The organism is Acidimangrovimonas pyrenivorans (assembly GCF_042643245.1).
In the GTDB taxonomy this organism is placed as follows: Bacteria; Pseudomonadota; Alphaproteobacteria; order Rhodobacterales; family Rhodobacteraceae; genus Acidimangrovimonas; species Acidimangrovimonas pyrenivorans.
Genome location: NZ_JBHRSK010000011.1, coordinates 38378 through 55616, shown reverse-complemented (window position 1 = coordinate 55616; position 17239 = coordinate 38378). Strand labels below are relative to the sequence as shown.

18 protein-coding genes and 1 riboswitch are annotated in these 17239 nt (G+C 71.0%); all 18 genes read right to left on the bottom strand.

Features of this window, described 5'->3' with window-relative positions; translation table 11 throughout:
- Window positions 1-127: 127 nt before the first annotated feature.
- The 18 genes from ACFOES_RS14260 to wrbA all read right to left on the bottom strand — a co-directional run bounded on the left by ACFOES_RS14260 (window position 128) and on the right by wrbA (window position 17190).
- Window positions 128-664: a hypothetical protein gene (locus ACFOES_RS14260; RefSeq protein WP_377833976.1), complete on the bottom strand. Its 537-nt coding sequence runs from the start codon at window positions 662-664 to the stop codon at window positions 128-130.
- Window positions 661-2013, bottom strand: coding sequence for a 3-phosphoshikimate 1-carboxyvinyltransferase (gene aroA, locus ACFOES_RS14255; protein ID WP_377833975.1), 1353 nt, complete (start codon window positions 2011-2013; stop codon window positions 661-663). Before aroA ends, ACFOES_RS14260 begins: the two co-directional genes overlap by 4 nt.
- 73 nt (window positions 2014-2086) lie before the next feature.
- Window positions 2087-2809 (bottom strand): tRNA (guanine(46)-N(7))-methyltransferase TrmB, encoded by a 723-nt coding sequence (trmB, locus tag ACFOES_RS14250; RefSeq protein ID WP_377833974.1) that lies wholly within the window; start codon window positions 2807-2809, stop codon window positions 2087-2089.
- Window positions 2810-3014: 205 nt separating this feature from the next.
- The gene (gene queF, locus ACFOES_RS14245; RefSeq protein ID WP_377833973.1) at window positions 3015-3479 is read right to left on the bottom strand and encodes a preQ(1) synthase; all 465 of its coding nucleotides are present in this window, start codon (window positions 3477-3479) and stop codon (window positions 3015-3017) included.
- Between the two features lie 3 nt (window positions 3480-3482).
- A complete protein-coding gene (gene metK, locus ACFOES_RS14240) occupies window positions 3483-4649 on the bottom strand; it encodes a methionine adenosyltransferase (protein WP_377833972.1) in 1167 nt (388 codons plus the stop codon).
- Between the two features lie 6 nt (window positions 4650-4655).
- Window positions 4656-4704: riboswitch (SAM-SAH riboswitch) on the bottom strand.
- Window positions 4705-4821: 117 nt separating this feature from the next.
- On the bottom strand, window positions 4822-5877 hold the full coding sequence (locus tag ACFOES_RS14235; RefSeq protein WP_377833971.1) for a DUF2332 domain-containing protein: 1056 nt from the start codon (window positions 5875-5877) through the stop codon (window positions 4822-4824).
- On the bottom strand, window positions 5874-6581 hold the full coding sequence (gene pth, locus ACFOES_RS14230; RefSeq protein WP_377833970.1) for an aminoacyl-tRNA hydrolase: 708 nt from the start codon (window positions 6579-6581) through the stop codon (window positions 5874-5876). Before pth ends, ACFOES_RS14235 begins: the two co-directional genes overlap by 4 nt.
- 370 nt (window positions 6582-6951) lie before the next feature.
- The gene (locus ACFOES_RS14225) at window positions 6952-7485 is read right to left on the bottom strand and encodes an NADH-quinone oxidoreductase subunit B family protein (protein WP_377833969.1); all 534 of its coding nucleotides are present in this window, start codon (window positions 7483-7485) and stop codon (window positions 6952-6954) included.
- Window positions 7485-9002, bottom strand: coding sequence for a hydrogenase large subunit (locus tag ACFOES_RS14220; RefSeq protein ID WP_377833968.1), 1518 nt, complete (start codon window positions 9000-9002; stop codon window positions 7485-7487). The genes ACFOES_RS14225 and ACFOES_RS14220 overlap by 1 nt, the downstream gene beginning before the upstream one ends.
- Window positions 9003-9006: 4 nt before the next feature.
- A complete protein-coding gene (locus tag ACFOES_RS14215) occupies window positions 9007-10443 on the bottom strand; it encodes a hydrogenase 4 subunit F (RefSeq protein WP_377833967.1) in 1437 nt (478 codons plus the stop codon).
- A complete protein-coding gene (locus ACFOES_RS14210) occupies window positions 10440-11120 on the bottom strand; it encodes a hydrogenase-4 component E (protein WP_377833966.1) in 681 nt (226 codons plus the stop codon). Before ACFOES_RS14210 ends, ACFOES_RS14215 begins: the two co-directional genes overlap by 4 nt.
- Window positions 11121-12074 (bottom strand): respiratory chain complex I subunit 1 family protein, encoded by a 954-nt coding sequence (locus tag ACFOES_RS14205; protein ID WP_377833965.1) that lies wholly within the window; start codon window positions 12072-12074, stop codon window positions 11121-11123. It abuts the gene before it with no gap.
- Entirely contained in the window at window positions 12065-14068 is a 2004-nt protein-coding gene (gene hyfB / locus ACFOES_RS14200) for a hydrogenase 4 subunit B (RefSeq protein WP_377833964.1), read from the bottom strand. The genes ACFOES_RS14205 and hyfB overlap by 10 nt, the downstream gene beginning before the upstream one ends.
- Window positions 14058-14354 carry a helix-turn-helix domain-containing protein gene (locus ACFOES_RS14195; RefSeq protein WP_377833963.1) on the bottom strand — a complete coding sequence of 99 codons (297 nt, stop codon included), beginning with the start codon at window positions 14352-14354 and terminating at the stop codon, window positions 14058-14060. Before ACFOES_RS14195 ends, hyfB begins: the two co-directional genes overlap by 11 nt.
- A gap of 180 nt (window positions 14355-14534) precedes the next feature.
- A complete protein-coding gene (locus ACFOES_RS14190; RefSeq protein ID WP_377833962.1) occupies window positions 14535-14939 on the bottom strand; it encodes a DUF5333 domain-containing protein in 405 nt (134 codons plus the stop codon).
- A 78-nt stretch (window positions 14940-15017) separates the two neighbouring features.
- Window positions 15018-15905 (bottom strand): EamA family transporter, encoded by an 888-nt coding sequence (locus ACFOES_RS14185; protein ID WP_377833961.1) that lies wholly within the window; start codon window positions 15903-15905, stop codon window positions 15018-15020.
- 17 nt (window positions 15906-15922) lie between these two features.
- Window positions 15923-16567, bottom strand: a complete 645-nt coding sequence (locus tag ACFOES_RS14180; RefSeq protein ID WP_377833960.1) for a DsbA family oxidoreductase — start codon at window positions 16565-16567, stop codon at window positions 15923-15925.
- Window positions 16564-17190: an NAD(P)H:quinone oxidoreductase gene (gene wrbA / locus ACFOES_RS14175; RefSeq protein ID WP_377833959.1), complete on the bottom strand. Its 627-nt coding sequence runs from the start codon at window positions 17188-17190 to the stop codon at window positions 16564-16566. Before wrbA ends, ACFOES_RS14180 begins: the two co-directional genes overlap by 4 nt.
- Between the last annotated feature and the right edge of the window lie 49 nt (window positions 17191-17239).

The window sequence follows — 17239 nt, the reverse complement described above, 5'->3', positions numbered from 1 at the left end:
GCCTCATCCTTCCGTTCCGTTCGCGGCGCTGCCGGGACGCCTCCGGCGGGAGTATTTGGACAAAGAAGAAGCGCATTTCTTCTTTGCGAAAATACGCCCCGCGGAGCGTTCCCGACCCGCCACGGGCCTAGCCCTTCCGCCTCGCGCGCAGCCATTGTCCCAGCCGTATCAGCGCCAGCGCCAGCACGAGCGTCATTGCCGTCGCGCCGAGCGCCGATTTCACCACCGTCGCCCGGCTGGCGGCGGCGGCCATCTCCGGCGTCAGGGCTTCGGCCCCGCCGCGCAGCATCTCGGCCACGCGGGCGTTCTCAAGCCAGTCGAAGCCGGCGGTGGCCGCGCAGAGCGCCAGCCCGGCGAGCCGCAGCCAGAGCGGCCAGCGCCGGGTCAGGTGCCACAAGGCGATCCCGAGCGCCAGCGCCAGCATGCCGGGGTAGAAGAGGTCCAGCCGCTGCTGGACGTCGAGGTAGAATTCGGTCGTCACCCCGTCGAGCGCGGCGAGCAAGGCGCGCGCGTCGTCGTAGGTATAGCCCGCGGGACGCATGTCGAAGGGCATCCGCCCGCCCGCCGCCGCGGCGATGCGGGGCAGGGACCAGCCGACCATCGCGCCGTAGAGCGCCGCCGTCGCGGCGAAGAACGCGGCATAGGCGGCGCGGGCGCGGGTCATTGGTTGACGCGCGCGATCGGGGCGCCGAGCGCGGCCATCAGCGGCTCGAAGACCGGGAAGGAGGTGGCGATCGGGGCGCCGTCATCGACGCTGACCGGTTTCTGCGCCGCCAGGCCGAGGACGAGGAAGGACATCGCGATGCGGTGGTCGAGATGGCTGGCGCAGGTGGCGCCGCCGGGGACATTGCCGGCGCCCATGCCGTGGACGGTCATGCTGTCCTCGGTCTCCTCGACGGTGACGCCGCAGGCTTCCAGCCCGCGCGCCATGGCGTCGATCCGGTCGCTTTCCTTGACCCGCAGCTCCTTGACCCCGCGCATCACCGTGGTGCCTTCGGCGCAGGCGGCGACGACCGACAGCACCGGGTATTCGTCGATCATCGAGGCGGCGCGCTCGGGCGGCACCTCGACGCCTTTCAGCGTGCCGGTGAAGCGCACGCGCAGGTCGGCCACCGGCTCGCCGCCCTCCTCGCGCGGGTTCTCGAAACCGATGTCGGCGCCCATCTCGACCAGCGTGGTGTAGAGGCCGTTGCGGGTCGGGTTCTGGCTGACGCCGGGCACGGTGATCTCGGAGCCTTCGGTGATCAGCGCGGCGCAGACCGGGAAGGCGGCCGAGGACGGGTCGCGCGGCACGGCGACGGTCTGCGGAGTGAGCTCGGGCCGGCCGGTCAGGGTGATGACGCGGCCCTCGGGGCTGTCCTCGACCGTCAGCTCGGCGCCGAAGCCGCGCAGCATGCGCTCGGAATGGTCGCGGGTCGCCTCGCGCTCGATCACCACGGTCTGGCCCGGGGCGTTGAGCCCGGCCAGCAGCACCGCCGATTTCACCTGGGCCGAGGGCACCGGGGTGGCATAGCGCACCGGTACCGGGGCGGCGGCGCCGACCACGGTCATCGGCAGCCGGCCGCCCGAGCGGCCATAGGCGCGGGCACCGAACAGGGCGAGCGGATCGGTGATCCGGCCCATCGGCCGTTTGCGCAAGCTCGCGTCGCCGGTGAAGGTGGCGGTGATCGGCGAAGTCGCCATCGCGCCCATGATCAGCCGCACGCCGGTGCCGGAATTGCCGCAGTCGATGATGTCGGCCGGTTCGGCGAAGCCGCCGGTGCCGACGCCGTGGACCGACCAGGCGCCGTCGCCGGTGCGTTCGACCTCGGCGCCGAAGGCGCGCATCGCCTTGGCGGTGTCGAGCACGTCCTCGCCTTCCAGCAACCCGGTGATCCTCGTCTCGCCGACGGTGAGGGCGCCGAGGATCAGGGCGCGGTGGCTGATCGACTTGTCGCCGGGGATCTCGGCCACGCCGCTCAGCGGGCCGGAGCGGCGCGCGGTCATCGGGATCGGGGTGTCATGGCCGGACATCGGGCGCTCCTTCGCTGGTCTGACTGCCTGATAGCGCAGCCGTGGCGGGGCGTCCATCGCGTGCGCGGGCCGGTCAGCCCCGGGGCGCGGCTGCCGTCCGGCGGAAGGTCAGGTAATGCGGCACCCGGCCCTCGCGCAGCGCCTTCTGCTCGTAGCGGGTCGAGAGCCAGTCGTCCCAGGCGGTGCCGCTTTCCGCGACCAGGTCGAAACCGGCCGGCGGCACCTCTTCCAGCGTCTGGCGGACGTAATCGGGAATGTCGGTGGCGACGCGGAACTCGGCCCCTTCCTTCATCACTCGGGCGAGCGGGTCGAGATGCTCGGGCGTGACGAAGCGGCGGCGGTGGTGGCGCGCCTTGGGCCAGGGGTCGGGATAGAGCAGGAACGCCTTCGAGATCGAGCCGTCGGGCAGGACGTCGAACAGGTCGCGGACATCGCCGGGATGGACGGCGACATTCTCGACCCCGGCGGCACGGATCTTGCCCAGCAGCATGGCGACGCCGTTGATGAAGGGCTCGCAGCCGATGATCCCGACCTGCGGGTTGAGGGCGGCCATGTGCACCATGTGCTCGCCGCCGCCGAAGCCGACCTCGAGCCAGACCGGCTTGCCGCCGAACAGGGCGTCAAGGTCGAGCGGTGTGCGCTCGGGGTTGGCGTCGAAATCCACCGGGCCGGGCGACAGCGCGGCCAGATCCTCGGAAAGATACTCGCGCTGGCTGTCGCGCAGGGTCTTGCCGTGGCGGCGGCCGTAGAAGTTGCGCCACGGGCGCTGGGGCGTCTTGCTGTGCTCGTCGGTCATGTCGGCAATCTGTGCTGAAGGCGCAGGGGGTCTAGACCGCCGGGCGGCGTGGCGTCAAGGCGGGGCTCGCAAAGCGCGGCACAGTTCAGGCGTTTGCCGGGGCGTCAGCCCCGGATCGGGCCGGCCCGCCCCCCAGGGCGGGCGCGATCCTCGTTTCCGAAGAACAAGTGCAAAGTGACGGCGAGTCGTCTTTGCCCTCGTCGCCTCACCCGCGCCCGCGATAGGGCGGCACGCCCTGGTCGGGGATCCACGCCCCCTCGGGCGGGGCGCCGGTCTGCCAGAAGACGTCGATCGGGATGCCGCCGCGCGGATACCAGTAGGCGCCGATGCGCAGCCAGACCGGCGACAGCAGCTCGACCAGCCGTTTCGCGATCGCCATCGAGCAATCCTCGTGGAAGGCGCCGTGGTTGCGGAACGAGGTCAGGTAGAGCTTGAGCGACTTCGACTCCACCAGCCAGTCGCCGGGGATGTAGTCGATGACGATATGGGCGAAGTCGGGCTGGCCGGTCATCGGGCAGAGCGAGGTGAATTCGGGCGCGGTGAAGCGCACGACGTAATTGTCGCCACGGTTGCCGGCCGGCACCTTTTCAAGCACCGCCGTTTCCGGACTGTCCGGGGTCTCGACCGCTCGGCCCAGCTGGGTGAGCCCGGAGACGTCGGTTTTCGCCATCGCTTACACCGCGTTCTTCAGTTCGGCGGCGAGATCGGTCTTCTCCCAGGAGAAGCCGCCGTCATCCTCGGGCGCGCGGCCGAAATGGCCATAGGCCGCGGTGCGCTCGTAGATCGGCCGGTTGAGGCCGAGATGGGTGCGGATGCCGCGCGGGGTCAGGTCCATCACCCGGCCGATGGCGCGCTCGATCGCCTCTTCCTCGACCTCGCTGGTGCCGTGGGTGTCGACATAGATCGACAGCGGCTTGGCGACGCCGATGGCATAGGAAAGCTGCAGGGTGCAGCGGCGGGCGAGCCCGGCGGCGACGACGTTCTTGGCGAGGTAGCGGGCGGCATAGGCGGCCGAGCGGTCGACCTTGGTCGGGTCCTTGCCCGAGAAGGCACCGCCGCCATGCGGCGCGGCACCGCCATAGGTGTCGACGATGATCTTGCGCCCGGTCAGGCCGGCATCGCCGTCCGGGCCGCCGATGACGAAGGTGCCGGTCGGGTTGATCCACCATTCGGTCTTTTCCGAGATCCAGCCCGAGGGCAGGACCTCGCGGATGTAGGGCTCGACGATGGCGCGGATGTCGTCCGAGGTCTGGGCCTCGTCGGAATGCTGGGTCGAGAGCACGATCGAGGTCACCTCGACCGGCTCGCCGTCCTCGTAGCGCACGGTCAGCTGGCTCTTGGCGTCGGGGCGCAAGGTCGGCTCGGCGCCCGATTTGCGGGCCTCGGCCAGCCGGCGCAGGATCTTGTGCGAATACTGGATCGGCGCCGGCATCAGCTCGGGCGTCTCGTCGACGGCATGGCCGAACATGATGCCCTGGTCGCCGGCGCCGTCACGGTCGACGCCCTGGGCGATATGCGCCGATTGCTCGTGCAGGAAGTTCAGCACGTGGCAGGTGTTCCAGTGGAACTTCTCCTGCTCGTAGCCGATATCCTTGATGCAGTCGCGGGCGATCTGGCTGATGCGACCCATGTAGTCGCGCAGACGTTCCTGGTCGGACAGGCCGACCTCGCCGCCGATGACGACCATGCCCGAGGTGGCAAAGGTCTCGCAGGCGACGCGGGCATGCGCCTCTTCGCTGAGGAAAGCGTCGAGGATGGCGTCGGAAATGCGGTCACAGACCTTGTCGGGATGGCCCTCCGACACGGACTCGGAGGTGAAGACATAGTTCTTGCGCGACATGAAAAGTGCTCCATTGGGGTTAGACCGCCACGCCAGGAAGCCGTTGTGGCGGCAGGTCCTGAAGGGGTAGCGGCCCCGGGCGTCAGGGTCAATGGGACATATCGGTTGACCCAAAATCCCAGCGCGCAAGGCGTTTCGGCGGCTCCCTGGCGCCGGCTGGCGCGGCCGGGAGCTACTCTCCGGCCGGCGGCGTCCAGCGCAGCCAGCGGCCGTGGAAATCGACGCGGCCGAGGGCGTGGGTCCTGCCGCCGGGCCAGGTTTGCAGCGTCAGGCCCGCCCCCGGCGTCGCCTCGTCGGCCTCCATCGCCAGATGGGCCAGCGGTGCCTCCGGCGTCGCCCGGGCGCCGGCCGCCTGCAGCGCGGCGGCGAGGCGGGCGCGGGTCTCGGCCGGGAAATACTGTGCCGCGATGGTGTGATAGACGAGGTGCAGCGCCCCCGGCCGCGGTTCGGCCAGCCGCGCCTCGGCCCAGCCGGCGGCATCGCCGCGATCGACCGGCGGCGGCCGCTGCGCGGCGGCGTCCAGCGCGGCGGCGGTGCGGGCGAGGCGGTCGGACTGGTCGGCCCAGAGATAGGCCAGCAGCCGCAGCCGGTCGGCGCCCGGGGCGAGCGGGTTGAGATCGACCCCGCGACGTTCGGTGACCTCGGGCGCGGTTTGCGGCGGCAGCGGCCCGTCCCAGTCCGGCGTCAGGGTCAGCACCGGGGCGTCCGGGCCGTAGCGGTGGCCGTCGATCTCCAGCGCATAGCGGTCCCAGAGCAGGTTGAGCCCGGCGCTGGCGCCCAGTTCCGACAGCACCAGCGGCAGGCCGAAGCGGTCGGCCAGCCAGTGGCCGGCGGCGATCAGGGCGGCGGCGCGGCGGACCTCGTTGGTCTGCGGCGCGTTGTCGAGCCAGTCCAGCAGGAAGGCCTGGTGCCGGGCCATCGCCTCGAGCACGGCCCCGACGAGGGCGTCGTCGCTCAGGCGCGCCCAGTCGGCATAGGCGGCGGCGAGGGCATCGTCCTGCCCCGACAGCACCAGCGCGTGCAGCCCGCCGGCCAGCCGCAGCGGCACCGCGTCGCCGCGCGCGGTGAGGTCGCGGGGCCAGCCGAACAGCCGGTCGGTCAGCGCCGTGCCGGGATGCAGGCGGTCGGCCAGCAGCGGCAGCAGTCGCGCCATGAAGGGCGAGCCGAGCCCGGCGCAGGCCCTGGCCTGCAGGCGGAAGGCCTCGGGCAGGGAAACCGGGGCCGTCACTTGAACTTGTCCGCCAGTTTCTGCAGCGCGCTGCGGCTGTCGGGTTCGGGCTCCGCGGCCGGCTTCGCGGCCTTCCCCGCGGGTTTGGCGCCCGGCTTGTCGCCTTTCGCCTCGGCCTTGCCGCCCGAGGAGCGTGGCGGCGCGGTGCGCAGGCTGACCGCGTTCATGAATTTCTGGCTGTCGCCCGCGGCCAGCGCCGCGGCGCCGTCGGAAATGCCGCGCAGCAGGTCGTCGAGCCAGTCGTCGTCGGCCCTGGCGAAATCGTGCAGCACGTAGCCCGCGACCCGGTCCTTGTGGCCGGGATGGCCGATGCCCAGCCGCACCCGGCCGTACTCGGCGCCGATATGGGCATGGATCGAGCGCAGCCCGTTATGCCCGGCATGGCCGCCGCCCTGCTTGACCCGGCACTTGCCCGGGGCGAGGTCGAGTTCGTCATGGAAGACGGTGATGTCGTTGGGGGTCAGCTTGTAGAAGCGCATCGCCTCGCCGACCGACTGGCCCGACAGGTTCATGAAGGTCTGCGGCTTGAGCAGGACGACCTTCTCACTCCCCAGCCGGCCCTCCGAGACCAGCCCCTGAAAGCGGCTGCGCCACGGCGTGAAGCCGTGGTCCTCGGCGATCCGGTCGAGGGCCATGAAGCCGATATTGTGCCGGTTGCGCGCGTATTTCGCGCCGGGATTGCCGAGGCCAACGAGTAGCCGCATGGGTAAGCTCCGTCTGTCGCGCGGCTGTTGTGCCCCGAAACGGGGTGGATTTCCAGAGCGAGGGGTCGCAGCGCAGAATAGGGGCGATTGGCAGGCCGCGTCGCCACTGCGGGGTCGTGGCGGCGTGTGCATAGGGGATGCTGAAACGGCCGGGTGCGCGCGGGAACCGCGCAGGGCGAGTGCCGGCCCGTCCCGTCGCACCGGAGGTGCGCCGCGCATCACCGGCACGCCTTTGGCGTGACGGGCTGGCGCTTTGGCCATCCGCGCGCAACGCTCATTCGGAAGAAGGGTGTGGCGGGGATCAAGCGCCGCCGTTCGAAGGTCGCGCGCGTCCCCCCACGGGCCGGCGCTCGCCCTGCTTGCGTCGCAGCTAGGAAGCTCCGTTTCGTCCCGCCGCCTCCAGCACCTTCAGCAATCCGCGCAGCAGGTCGGCCGGCGTCGGCGGGCAGCCGGGGATCACCAGGTCGACCGGCAGCACCTTGCCGACGCCGCCCATCACCGCGTAGCTGCCGGCGAAGCAGCCGCCGTCGCGGGCGCAATCGCCCGCCGCCACCACCCATTTCGGCGCCGGCATCGCCTCGTAGGTCCGCCGCAGTGCCTCCTCCATGGTCTTCGTCACCGGCCCGGTGACCAGCAGCACGTCGGCATGGCGCGGCGAGGCGACGATGTGCAGCCCGAAGCGCTCCAAGTCGTAATAGGCGTTCGACAGGGCGTGGATTTCCAGCTCGCAGCCGTTGCACGAGCCGGCATCGACGGCGCGGATCGCCAGGCTGCGGCCCAGCTTGCGCTTGGCCGCGGCGGCCAGGTCGGCGCCGAGCGTGTCGATTTCCGCGGTGCCGGGCAGGGTGTCCGCCGGTTCGGTGAGGGGCTTTCGCAGCAGGCCTTCGAGCAGGAAACGTCGCATCACAGGTCATGCCCCGAATAGGAACAGTTGAAGGATTTGTTGATCAGCGGGAAGTCGGCGATGATGTTGCCCTCGATCGCCGCCTCCATCAGCGGCCACTGGAACCAGGACGGATCGCGCAGGTGGCAGCGGGCGATGCTGCCGTCGGCGTTCAGCGCCAGCCAGACCAGGATGTCGCCGCGGAAGCCCTCGGCCAGCCCCAGCCCTTCGCGCGGCTCGCCCGGTTCGGGCAGGGCCGCGGCCAACGGACTGTCGGGCAGCGGGCCGTCGGGCAGGGCGGCGAGGATCTGGTCCAGCAAGGCCAGCGACTGCTTCACCTCCTCGATCCGGATCCAGATCCGGGCGTTGACGTCGCCGTCTTCGCGGCAGGGGACCGAGAACTCCAGCCGGTCATAGGGGCCGTAGGGCAGGGCGCGACGGGCGTCGAAGGCGCGGCCCGAGGCGCGGCCGACATGGCCGCCGGCGCCGAAGCGGGCGGCGAGCGCGGGCGACAGCCGGCCGGTGCCGACGGTGCGGTCGAGCAGCGAGGCGGTGCTGTCATAAAGCTCGACCAGGCGCGGGAAGCGGCGGGCGATCCCGTCCAGCGTGCTCCGCAGGGCGGCGGCGCCGTCGGGCGTCAGGTCGCGGCTGACGCCGCCGGGTTGGATCAGGTCGCGCATGAAGCGGTGGCCGAAGGCGGCCTGTGCCGCGCGCAGCACCTGCTCGCGCAATGCGCCGCAATGGGCCAGCATCATCGCGAAGGCGGCGTCGTTGCAGATCGCGCCGATATCGCCGAGGTGGTTGGCCAGCCGTTCCAGTTCGGCCATCAGCGCCCGCAGCATCACCGCCCGCGGAGGCACCTCGACGGCCAGTGCCGCCTCGACCGCCTGGGCATAGGCCCAGCCATAGGCGACGGTGCTGTCGCCCGAGGTCCGGGCCGCCAGCTCGGCGCCGCGGCCCGGGCTGGCGCCGGCCATCAGCCCCTCGATCCCCTTGTGGACATAGCCCAGCCGCTCTTCCAGCCGCACCACCGTCTCGCCCTGGGCGGTGAAGCGGAAATGGCCGGGCTCGATGACGCCGGCATGGACCGGGCCGACCGGCACCTGGTGCAGGCTCTCGCCCTCGACCGGGAGGAAATCGTAGCCCGGTTCGCGCGCCGGGCCGGGCGCGGCGAGCGGCTGGCCGATCCCCCAGCGGCCATGGTCGAGCCAGGGCCGGCTGTCGGGCGCGCCCTCGGGCGCCAGCCCGTGCAGGTCGCGGATCGCCCGTTCGAGGCGCTGGGCCGGGGCGTGGTGCAGGCCGACCGAGGGGAAGGTCCCGTCGGTTTCCAGCGCCAGCAGGCCGAGCCAGTGGGTGCCCGGCGCATTCAGCGCCATGAAGACGGTCTGCTCGTGGGCCCAGAGGCCGAGCAGCGTCGCCTCGCCGCGGCCGAGGGCTTCGGCGACAGCCGTCCATTGCGCGCGCGTCACGTCGTGGCGCGGCATCGGGCCCGAGCGGGCGGCCTGTGCGGAGGTGTCGATGAGACCGGTGAGTGCCATGATCCTACCCCAGCAGCCGCGCGACGGCCTGGAACCATTCCACCACCGCGCCCGGCAGATGCAGCCCGGCCAGCAGCACCAGCGCCATGTGCAGGTAGAGCGGCGCCAGCGAAGCCTTGGCCGGCTGGGTGCTGCCCGTCGGTTCGCCGAAGACGAAGCCGGTCAGGCGGATGAGCAGCGCGCCGAAGGCGACCAGCAGCCCCAGCACCAGCAGCGCCGCCAGCAGCGGCGCGCGGGCGAAGGTGGTGGTGACGACGAGGAATTCGCTGAGAAAGACGCCGAAGGGCGGCATCCCGGCGATCGCCAGCACGCCAAGGGCGAGGCCCCAGCCGAGGGCGGGGTGGCTCTGGCTCAGGCCCTTGATCTCCTCGATCTTCTGGCTGCCCTTGATCTGGGCGACATGGCCGACCGAGAAGAAGATCGCCGACTTGGTCAGGCTGTGCATCACCATGTGCAAGAGGCCGGCGAAATTGGCCAGCGGCCCGCCCATGCCGAAGGCGAAGGTGATGATCCCCATATGCTCGATCGAGGAATAGGCGAACAGCCGTTTGATATCGCGCCGGCGGTAGAGCATGAAGGCGGCGAAGATCAGCGACAGCAGTCCCATGCCGACCATCAGCGGGCCGGGGGCGAGGGCCTCGGGCTGGGCCGCCATCAGCATCTTGAAGCGCAGCACGGCATAGAGCGCGACGTTGAGCAAGAGCCCCGACAGCACGGCGGAAATCGGCGTCGGCCCCTCGGCATGGGCGTCGGGCAGCCAGGCGTGCAGCGGCGCGAGGCCGACCTTGGTGCCGTAGCCCAGCAGCAGGAAGACGAAGGCGAGGTTGAGCAGCGCCGGATCGAAGCGCGACGCCGCGCCGACGAGCTTGGTCCAGACCATCGCCGGCGTGCCGGCGCCCAGCACCGGCTGGGCCGCGATATAGACGAGGATGGTGCCGAACAGCGCCAGCGCGATGCCGACCGAGCCGAGGATGAAGTATTTCCACGCCGCTTCCAGCGCCTCGTGGGTGCGGTAGATGCCGACCATCAGCACCGTGGTCAGCGTCGCCAGCTCGATCGCCACCCACATCAGGCCGATATTGTTCGAGGCCAGCGCGAGGTTCATGCCGAACATCATCAGCTGGTACATGGCGTGGTAGAAGCGCAGATATGTCGGCGTCAGCTTGCCGGTCTCGATCTCGTGGCCGATATAGCTGGCCGAGAACAGGGCCGCGGTCAGGCCGACGAAGCAGTTGAGCACCAGGAAGACGATGTTGAGGTCGTCGACCAGCAGGTAATCGCCGGCCGCGGGCCGCGGCAGCACGAAGAGCGCGGCGGCGGCGGCGAAGGTCAGCAGGCTGGCCAGCACGTTGAGCCGGGCGCCCAGCCGGTAGCCCGGCAGCAGCGCCAGCAGGCCGGCGGCCAGCAGCGGTATGGCGAGGGTCAGCAGGACGGGGGTCATCGCCGCTCTCCCCGGAAACTGTCGAGCGCGCCGAGATCGACGGTGTCGAAGCGTTCGCGGATGCGGAACAGGAAGACGCCGATGACGATGAAGGCGATCAGGATCGAGAACGCGACGGTGATCTCGACCACCAGCGGCATCCCCTTGGCGCCGGCGGCGGCGAGGATCAGCCCGTTTTCCAGCGACATGAAGCCGACCACCTGGCTGACCGCGTTGCGCCGCGTCACCATCATCAGAAGACCCAGCAGGATGACCGAGAGGGCGAAGGCCAGGTCCTCGCGCGCGAAGGCGTCGGCGCCCGGGGTCAGCCCGAGCATCAGCACGATGGACAGGGCGACCAGCCCCATGCCCGCCAGCATGGTCAGCCCGGTGCCGACCACCTGCTCGACCTCGCGGTGGATGCCGAGCCGCTGGACGATGCGGTGCAGCGCGCCGGGGATGATGATCGCCTTGAAGATCAGGGCGATGGCGGCGGTGAGGTAGAGGTGCTCGGCGCCCTGGACATGGGCCTGCCAGGCGACCGCGCCGGTCAGCACCAGCGCCTGCAGCGCGAAGGTGTTGAGCAGGGCGTAGAGCCGGTCCTGGTAGATCATCATGAAGCTGACCAGCACCAGCCCGCCGGCCAGCAGATGGGCGAGGTCGAAGGCGATGCCGTTGGTCGGGTGCAGGGCTTCCATCTACAGGTTCCTCGAAACGAACAGCAGCAGCGTGCCCAGCAGCCCCAGCATCAGCGCGGCGCCCAGGTAGTCGGGCACCCGGAAGACGCGCATCTTGGCGATCGAGGTCTCGAAGACGGCGAGGGCGACGCCGCCGCCGGCGAGCTTGACGAGGTAGAGCGCGAGGCCGGTCAGCAGCGCCATCCCGCCGTCGCCCTCCTGCGCGATGCCCCAGGGCAGGAAGACGCAGGCGATCAGCGAGACGTAGAGCAGCAGCTTCAGCGCCGCCGCGATCTCGATCATCGCCAGGTGGCGGCCGGAATATTCCAGCACCATCGCCTCGTGCACCATGGTCAGCTCGAGGTGGGTCGCGGGATTGTCGACCGGGATCCGGGCGTTCTCGGCCAGCGCCACGATGATCAGCGCGATCAGTGCCATGCCGAGCGAGACCCGCAGGCCGACCCCCGTCGCCATCACCTGCACCACGGTCGAGAGCTGGGTCGAGCCCGCCACCAGCGCCACGGCGAAGACGGTCAGCAGCATCGCCGGCTCGGCCATCGCCGCGATCATCATCTCGCGGCTCGACCCCAACCCGCCGAAGGGGGTGCCGACATCCATCCCCGCCAGCGCGAGGAAGAAGCGGGCGCTGCCGAGCAGGGCGACGAGGGCGATCAGGTCGGCGGTCCAGCTGAATTGCAGCCCGGTGGCGAAGGTCGGCACCAGCGCGGCGGCGACCCAGGTCGCGGCGAAGATCAGGTAGGGGGCGGCGCGGAACAGCCACGAGGCGTTCTCGGCCAGCACCACCTCCTTGCGCAGCAGCCGGGCGATGTCGCGATAGGGCTGCAGCACCGAGGCCCCGCGCCGCCGCATCAGCCGCGCCTTCACCTTGCGCACCAGCCCGACCAGCCCCGGCGCCAGGGCGACGACCAGCAGCATCTGCAGCCCCTGGATGGCGAGATTCGCGATCATTGCCATAGCGCCAGCACCAGAAGCAGGCCGACCAGCGCCCCCATGACGAGGCTGAGATAGCGGCGGATGGTGAGGAATTGCAGCCGGTTGGCGACGGTGGCGATGCGCCAGACCGCTGCGGTGAGCGGCTGGTAGAGGGTTTCGCGGATTACGTCATGGCTGGTGACACGGTGGCGCGCCGGGCGGCTGTCGCCGGGTGGCGGCATCTCGACCTCCTCGCTGGCGCGCAGCAGCACCGGGCCCAGCACCCGGCGCAGCGGCTGGGCGAAGCTGCCGGCGCCGTATTGCGTCGCCGGGTCGGCATTGGGGAAGCCGCAATCCCAGGCCGGGCCGCGGCGCAGCGCGCGGGAGCCGAAGCGGTGGGCGGCCCAGGCGGCGGCCCAGCCGGTGACGGCGATGAAGGCGAAGACCAAGAGCGGGTTGTAGGTGCTGCGCGCCTCGGCGATCGGCACCAGGGTCAGCCAGGGCTGGCCGGATTGCAGCGGCAGCCGGGCGGTTGTCAGCAGCTCCGCCGCCGGGGCGAGCCGGTCGAGCACCAGCGCCGGCACGATGCCGGCGATCACGCAGAGCGCCGCCAGCGCGCCCATCGCGGTCAGCATGAAGCGGTCGACCTCATGCGCGGTCTCGGCCTCGGGGCTGCGCGGCCGGCCGAGAAAGGCGAGGCCGTAGAGCCGGACGAAGGCGGCGGCGGCCAGCGCGGCGGCCAGCGCCAGCAAGCCGCCGGCGGCCGGGACGATGATCTGCAGCACGGGCTGCGGCAGGTCGGGGCTTTTCAGCACCGACTGGAACACCAGCCATTCCGAGGCGAAGCCGTTCAGCGGCGGCAGGGCCGAGATCGCGGTGACGCCGATCAGCGTCAGCGCGCTGGTGACCGGCATCCGGTGGATCAGCCCGCCGAGCCGGTCCAGCGCCCGCGTGCCCGTGGCGTGCAGCACCGCGCCGGCGCCCATGAACAGCAGGCTCTTGAAGGCCATGTGGTTGAAGATGTGGAACAAGGCCGCGCTCAGCGCCAGCGCGGCCGCCGCCTCCATGCCGTTGGCGCGGAAGGCCAGCGCCAGGCCGAGGGCGGCGAAGATGACGCCGATATTCTCGATCGTCGAATAGGCCAGCGCCCGCTTGCTGTCGTCCGCCATCAGGGCGTTGAGGATGCCGAGCACGGCGGTGCCGGCGCCGATCAGGATGACGGCGGCGCTGGCCCACCACGGCAGCGGCCCGGCGAGGTCGAAGACGACGCGCAGGAAGCCGTAGACCGCGACCTTGGTCATCACCCCGCTCATCAGCGCGGAGACGTGGCTGGGGGCGGCGGGATGGGCCTCGGGTAGCCACAGGTGCAGCGGCGCCAGCCCGGCCTTCGAGCCGGCGCCGACCAGCATCAGCCCGAGGATCGCGGTGGCGATCAGGGGCGAATGCGGCGTGGCGCGGATCGTCTCGAAGGCATAGGCGCCCGAGCCGGCCAGCAGGCCGAAGGCAAGCAGCAGCGACATCGTGCCGGCGGCGGCCATGGTCAGGTAGAGCGTCGCGGCCGAGCGGGTCTGGTCCTCGCGGTGCCGGGTCAGCACCAGCGCCCAGGACAGAAGCGACATCACCTCCCAAGACATCAGGAAGGTGAACGCGTCGTCGGCCAGCACCACCAGCAGCATCGCGCCGATGAAGCCGGGAAAGAACGGCAGGGTCCGGCCCGGCTCGGGCTCGTCACGGCCGTAACCGATGGCATAGAGGCTGGCCGCCGCCCCGCCGATACCGATGACGAGCAGGAAGAAGGCGGCAAGAGCGTCGAGCCGAAGATGGGCGCCGAGCCAGGGCAGGCCGAGGGGCAGGACGAGGCCGGAAGCTTGGCCGCCGGCGAGCTGGGCGAGGCCGATCAGGGCGGCGCCGAGGCTGGGCAGGCTGGTGGCGCCGTAGAGCAGGGCCGAGCTGCGCGGGTTTGCAGGCAGCACGACAGCCGCCGCCGACAGGGTCAGCAGCGCGGCAACGCACAGCGCGGCCAGCTCAGTCAGCATCGCCCTCCTTTCCGGTCCCGCCGGTTTCGGGCCGGGCCGCCGCTTCCATCAACCGCACGCCGCGGCCTCCCGACAGGCTCTGGGCGCCATCGCCGATCAGCTCGACGCCTGAGGCGTTCAGCGCGTCGACGACCTTGATCAGGCTGTCGACCACGCCGCGCACATTGCCGCCGCTGGCCTCCATCCGCTGGATGGTGGGGACCGAGACCCCGGCGCGCTGGGCCAGCGTCTTCTGGTCGATCCCGAGCAGGGCCCGCGCGGCGCGCATCTGTGCGGATGTGATCATGTGGTCTGCCGATTCTACCTGTCGAGATGCACGTTAATATCAGTAGAAGTGATATGTCAAACATCAATATGGATGTTTTGGGCAATCACGCGATCGTGCGCGGCCATGGCCCGTTGCCGGACAGCAAAACGCCGCGCCCGGGCGGGCGCGGCGGCTGCGGTTTCGGTTCTGTGCGGTCGCTCAATGGGCGCGCAGCAGCGATCCGATCAGGGAGTTCGAGGCGATCTCGGCCTCGCCGAGCTTGCAGAAGCTCCTGGGCTGGCCGTCCTTGGCGCCGTTCTTGGCCAGGTAATGCTCGGCGCCGTCCTTGACCAGCTTCTTCGCCGCCGGGTCCTTGAGGAAGGCCTTGATCTCGTCCCCGCTATAGCCCTTGTTCAGCGCGTAGCTCTTCAGCGCCTCGGCCTTGAAGAAGGCGGTGACGAGGCGGCCCGAGATGGTCGGGCAGGCATGGCGGATGCGGTCGGCGACGCGGGCGGCGACCAGCTGGCCCATGACATGGTTGTCGCTCGTCAAGGGCGGCAGGGCGGCGGCCTGCGTGGCGAAGGCCGCGAGGCTGAGCGCGGCGGCGAGCGCGAATGTCTTCATGGTTTGCGGGCCTCCGACCGGGGGATTTCTGCTCCACAGATAACCCTCGGAGCGGCGATGTGAACCCCTGCAACACGGCTACGCGGCTTGTGTTGCAGCTTTCGGCAGGGCTCCGCCGGGCCGGGGCCCCCGCCTTTGCCCCAGCCAGACCGAGCCCAGAACCACCGCCGCGCCGGCCAGCTGCACCGGGGTCAGGCTCTGGCCGAGCAGGAGCCAGCCCAGCAGCATCGCCGTCAGCGGGCTCATCATCCCGAGCATGGCGGCGGCCGAGGGGGCCAGCCGGGCAAGGCCGCGAAACCAGAGGAAATAGGTCGCGGCGGCGCCGATCAGGGTGAGGTAGAGGATGCCGCCGAGGGCGCGGGGGCTCAGGGCGGCGAGCGGCGGTTCGGTGACCAGCGCCAGCGGTGCCAGCAGCAGTCCGCCGGCGGTCAGCTGCCAGGCGGTGAAGGTCAGCGGCGGCACCGGCGGCTGCCACTTGCGGCTCAGCACCGTGCCGGCGGCCATCGACGCCGCGCCGCCGATGCCGGCCGCCAGCCCGACCGGGTCGAGCGCGGCCGAGGGGCCGAGCACCATCAGCCCGACGCCCGCGACCCCGGCCAGCGCCGCCAGCACCGGGGCCGGGCGGACCGGCATGCCCAGCAACCCGCGCGACAGCCCGATCACGATCAGCGCCTGGGTCGCGCCCAGCGTCGCGGCGACGCCGCCGGGCAGGCGGTAGGCGGCGACGAAGAGCAGCGCCCAGAACACCGCGAAGTTGAGCGCCCCCAGCACGAGGAGGCGGCCGAGCCAGTCGCGCCCCGGCAGCCGCCGCACGACGAGCAGCAGGAGCAGCCCGGCCGGCAGCGCCCGCAGCGCCGCCAGCGTCACCGGGTGGCCGGGCGGCAGGAACTGGGTGGTAACGTAATAGGTGCTGCCCCAGATAGCGGGGGCGAGGGCAGTGCTGAGGATGTCGGCGGGACGGGCCATGGGAGCCTCCGGTCGGTTCAGGATGCGCGCAGTTCCGGCAGCGCGGCGGTGAGCTGGGCACGCAACTCGGCCAGCGGGGCGTTGACCAGCCGGTGGCCGCTGTCGCGCAGGATCACGGTGGGGACCGAGCTGACCTGCAACTGGCGGGCCAGCCTTCGGTCGGCTTCGACAAGGGCGCGGGTCGCCGGGTCGGCCTGGGCGGTGCGGAAGGCGACGCGGTCGAAGCCGGCCTCGGCCGCCAGCTCCACCAGCAGCTCGGGATCGGCGACGTTGCGCGCCGCGGTGATATGGGCGCGCTGGACGGCATCGAACATCCGCCAGTGGCCGTCCTGGCCCTCCAGCCGCTCGGCCGCCTTGCAGGCCAGCGCGCCGGGCAAGCCGTGGGGATAGTCGAACGGCGCATCGCGCATGGCGTCGATGTTGAAGGCCTCGGGCCGCTCGCTGGCGTCGCGGCAGGCGGCCCAATGGGCGAGGATCACCTGCTTGGACCGGGGCAGCGAGCCGAACACCGCCGCCATCTGCGCCGGGCTGTCCTGCAGCACGAAGCAATGGTGGCGGATGTCGAGCGCGAATTCGGCGGCCAGCAGCCGCAGCCGCGGCGAGATGTTGAAACACCAGCCGCAGACCACGTCATGGAAGAAATCGACGGTCACGGCCATCATGCCACCTCGCGCTGATCGGCCGGGCTCAGCGCCAGCCGGCGGGCGATCTCGGCGACGTGGCGGCCCTGGAAGCGGGCGCCGGCGAGGTCGATCTCGGTCGGTTGCAACGAGCCGTCCGCCCCGGCGATGGTGCCGGCGCCATAGGGCGAGCCGCCCAGCACCGTGCCCTTCTCCATCTGGGCGGCGAAGGTGTAGGGCAGGCCGGCAATCAACATGCCGAAATGCTGCAGCGGCACCTGGGTCGACAGCACCGCCGCCTCGTGCCCGCCATGCTGCGAACCGGTCGAGGTGAAGACGGCGCCGACCTTGCCGACCAGCGCGTTCCGCGCCCAGAGCCCGCCGGCCATGTCGAGGAACTGCTTCATCTGCGCCGCCATGTTGCCGAAGCGCGTCGGCGTGCCGAAGAGGATCGCATCGTAATCCGGCAGCTCCGAGACCTTGGCCTCGGCCGTGTCGTCCGGGGCATAGCCGGCGGCCTCGCGGATCGCCTGCGGCACGGTCTCGGGCACGCGGCGGATGTCGACCGTGGTGCCGGCGACGCTGCGCGCGCCCTCGGCCGAGGCCTCGGCAAGGCTGCGGACATGGCCGTAGCTGGAATAGTAGAGAACGAGAACCCGGGTCATGGCTTCCTCCTGGGGCTGGATTGGGTTGGCCCGGAAGATGCGGCGAAGC

Coding starts and splice junctions, on each gene's coding strand:
- ACFOES_RS14260 (WP_377833976.1), bottom strand. CDS start 664: ATGACCCGCGCCCGCGCCGCCTATGCCGCGTTCTTCGCCGCGACGGCG.
- aroA (WP_377833975.1), bottom strand. CDS start 2,013: ATGTCCGGCCATGACACCCCGATCCCGATGACCGCGCGCCGCTCCGGC.
- trmB (WP_377833974.1), bottom strand. CDS start 2,809: ATGACCGACGAGCACAGCAAGACGCCCCAGCGCCCGTGGCGCAACTTC.
- queF (WP_377833973.1), bottom strand. CDS start 3,479: ATGGCGAAAACCGACGTCTCCGGGCTCACCCAGCTGGGCCGAGCGGTC.
- metK (WP_377833972.1), bottom strand. CDS start 4,649: ATGTCGCGCAAGAACTATGTCTTCACCTCCGAGTCCGTGTCGGAGGGC.
- pth (WP_377833970.1), bottom strand. CDS start 6,581: ATGCGGCTACTCGTTGGCCTCGGCAATCCCGGCGCGAAATACGCGCGC.
- ACFOES_RS14225 (WP_377833969.1), bottom strand. CDS start 7,485: ATGCGACGTTTCCTGCTCGAAGGCCTGCTGCGAAAGCCCCTCACCGAA.
- ACFOES_RS14220 (WP_377833968.1), bottom strand. CDS start 9,002: ATGGCACTCACCGGTCTCATCGACACCTCCGCACAGGCCGCCCGCTCG.
- ACFOES_RS14215 (WP_377833967.1), bottom strand. CDS start 10,443: ATGACCCCCGTCCTGCTGACCCTCGCCATACCGCTGCTGGCCGCCGGC.
- ACFOES_RS14210 (WP_377833966.1), bottom strand. CDS start 11,120: ATGGAAGCCCTGCACCCGACCAACGGCATCGCCTTCGACCTCGCCCAT.
- ACFOES_RS14205 (WP_377833965.1), bottom strand. CDS start 12,074: ATGGCAATGATCGCGAATCTCGCCATCCAGGGGCTGCAGATGCTGCTG.
- hyfB (WP_377833964.1), bottom strand. CDS start 14,068: ATGCTGACTGAGCTGGCCGCGCTGTGCGTTGCCGCGCTGCTGACCCTG.
- ACFOES_RS14195 (WP_377833963.1), bottom strand. CDS start 14,354: ATGATCACATCCGCACAGATGCGCGCCGCGCGGGCCCTGCTCGGGATC.
- ACFOES_RS14190 (WP_377833962.1), bottom strand. CDS start 14,939: ATGAAGACATTCGCGCTCGCCGCCGCGCTCAGCCTCGCGGCCTTCGCC.
- ACFOES_RS14185 (WP_377833961.1), bottom strand. CDS start 15,905: ATGGCCCGTCCCGCCGACATCCTCAGCACTGCCCTCGCCCCCGCTATC.
- ACFOES_RS14180 (WP_377833960.1), bottom strand. CDS start 16,567: ATGATGGCCGTGACCGTCGATTTCTTCCATGACGTGGTCTGCGGCTGG.
- wrbA (WP_377833959.1), bottom strand. CDS start 17,190: ATGACCCGGGTTCTCGTTCTCTACTATTCCAGCTACGGCCATGTCCGC.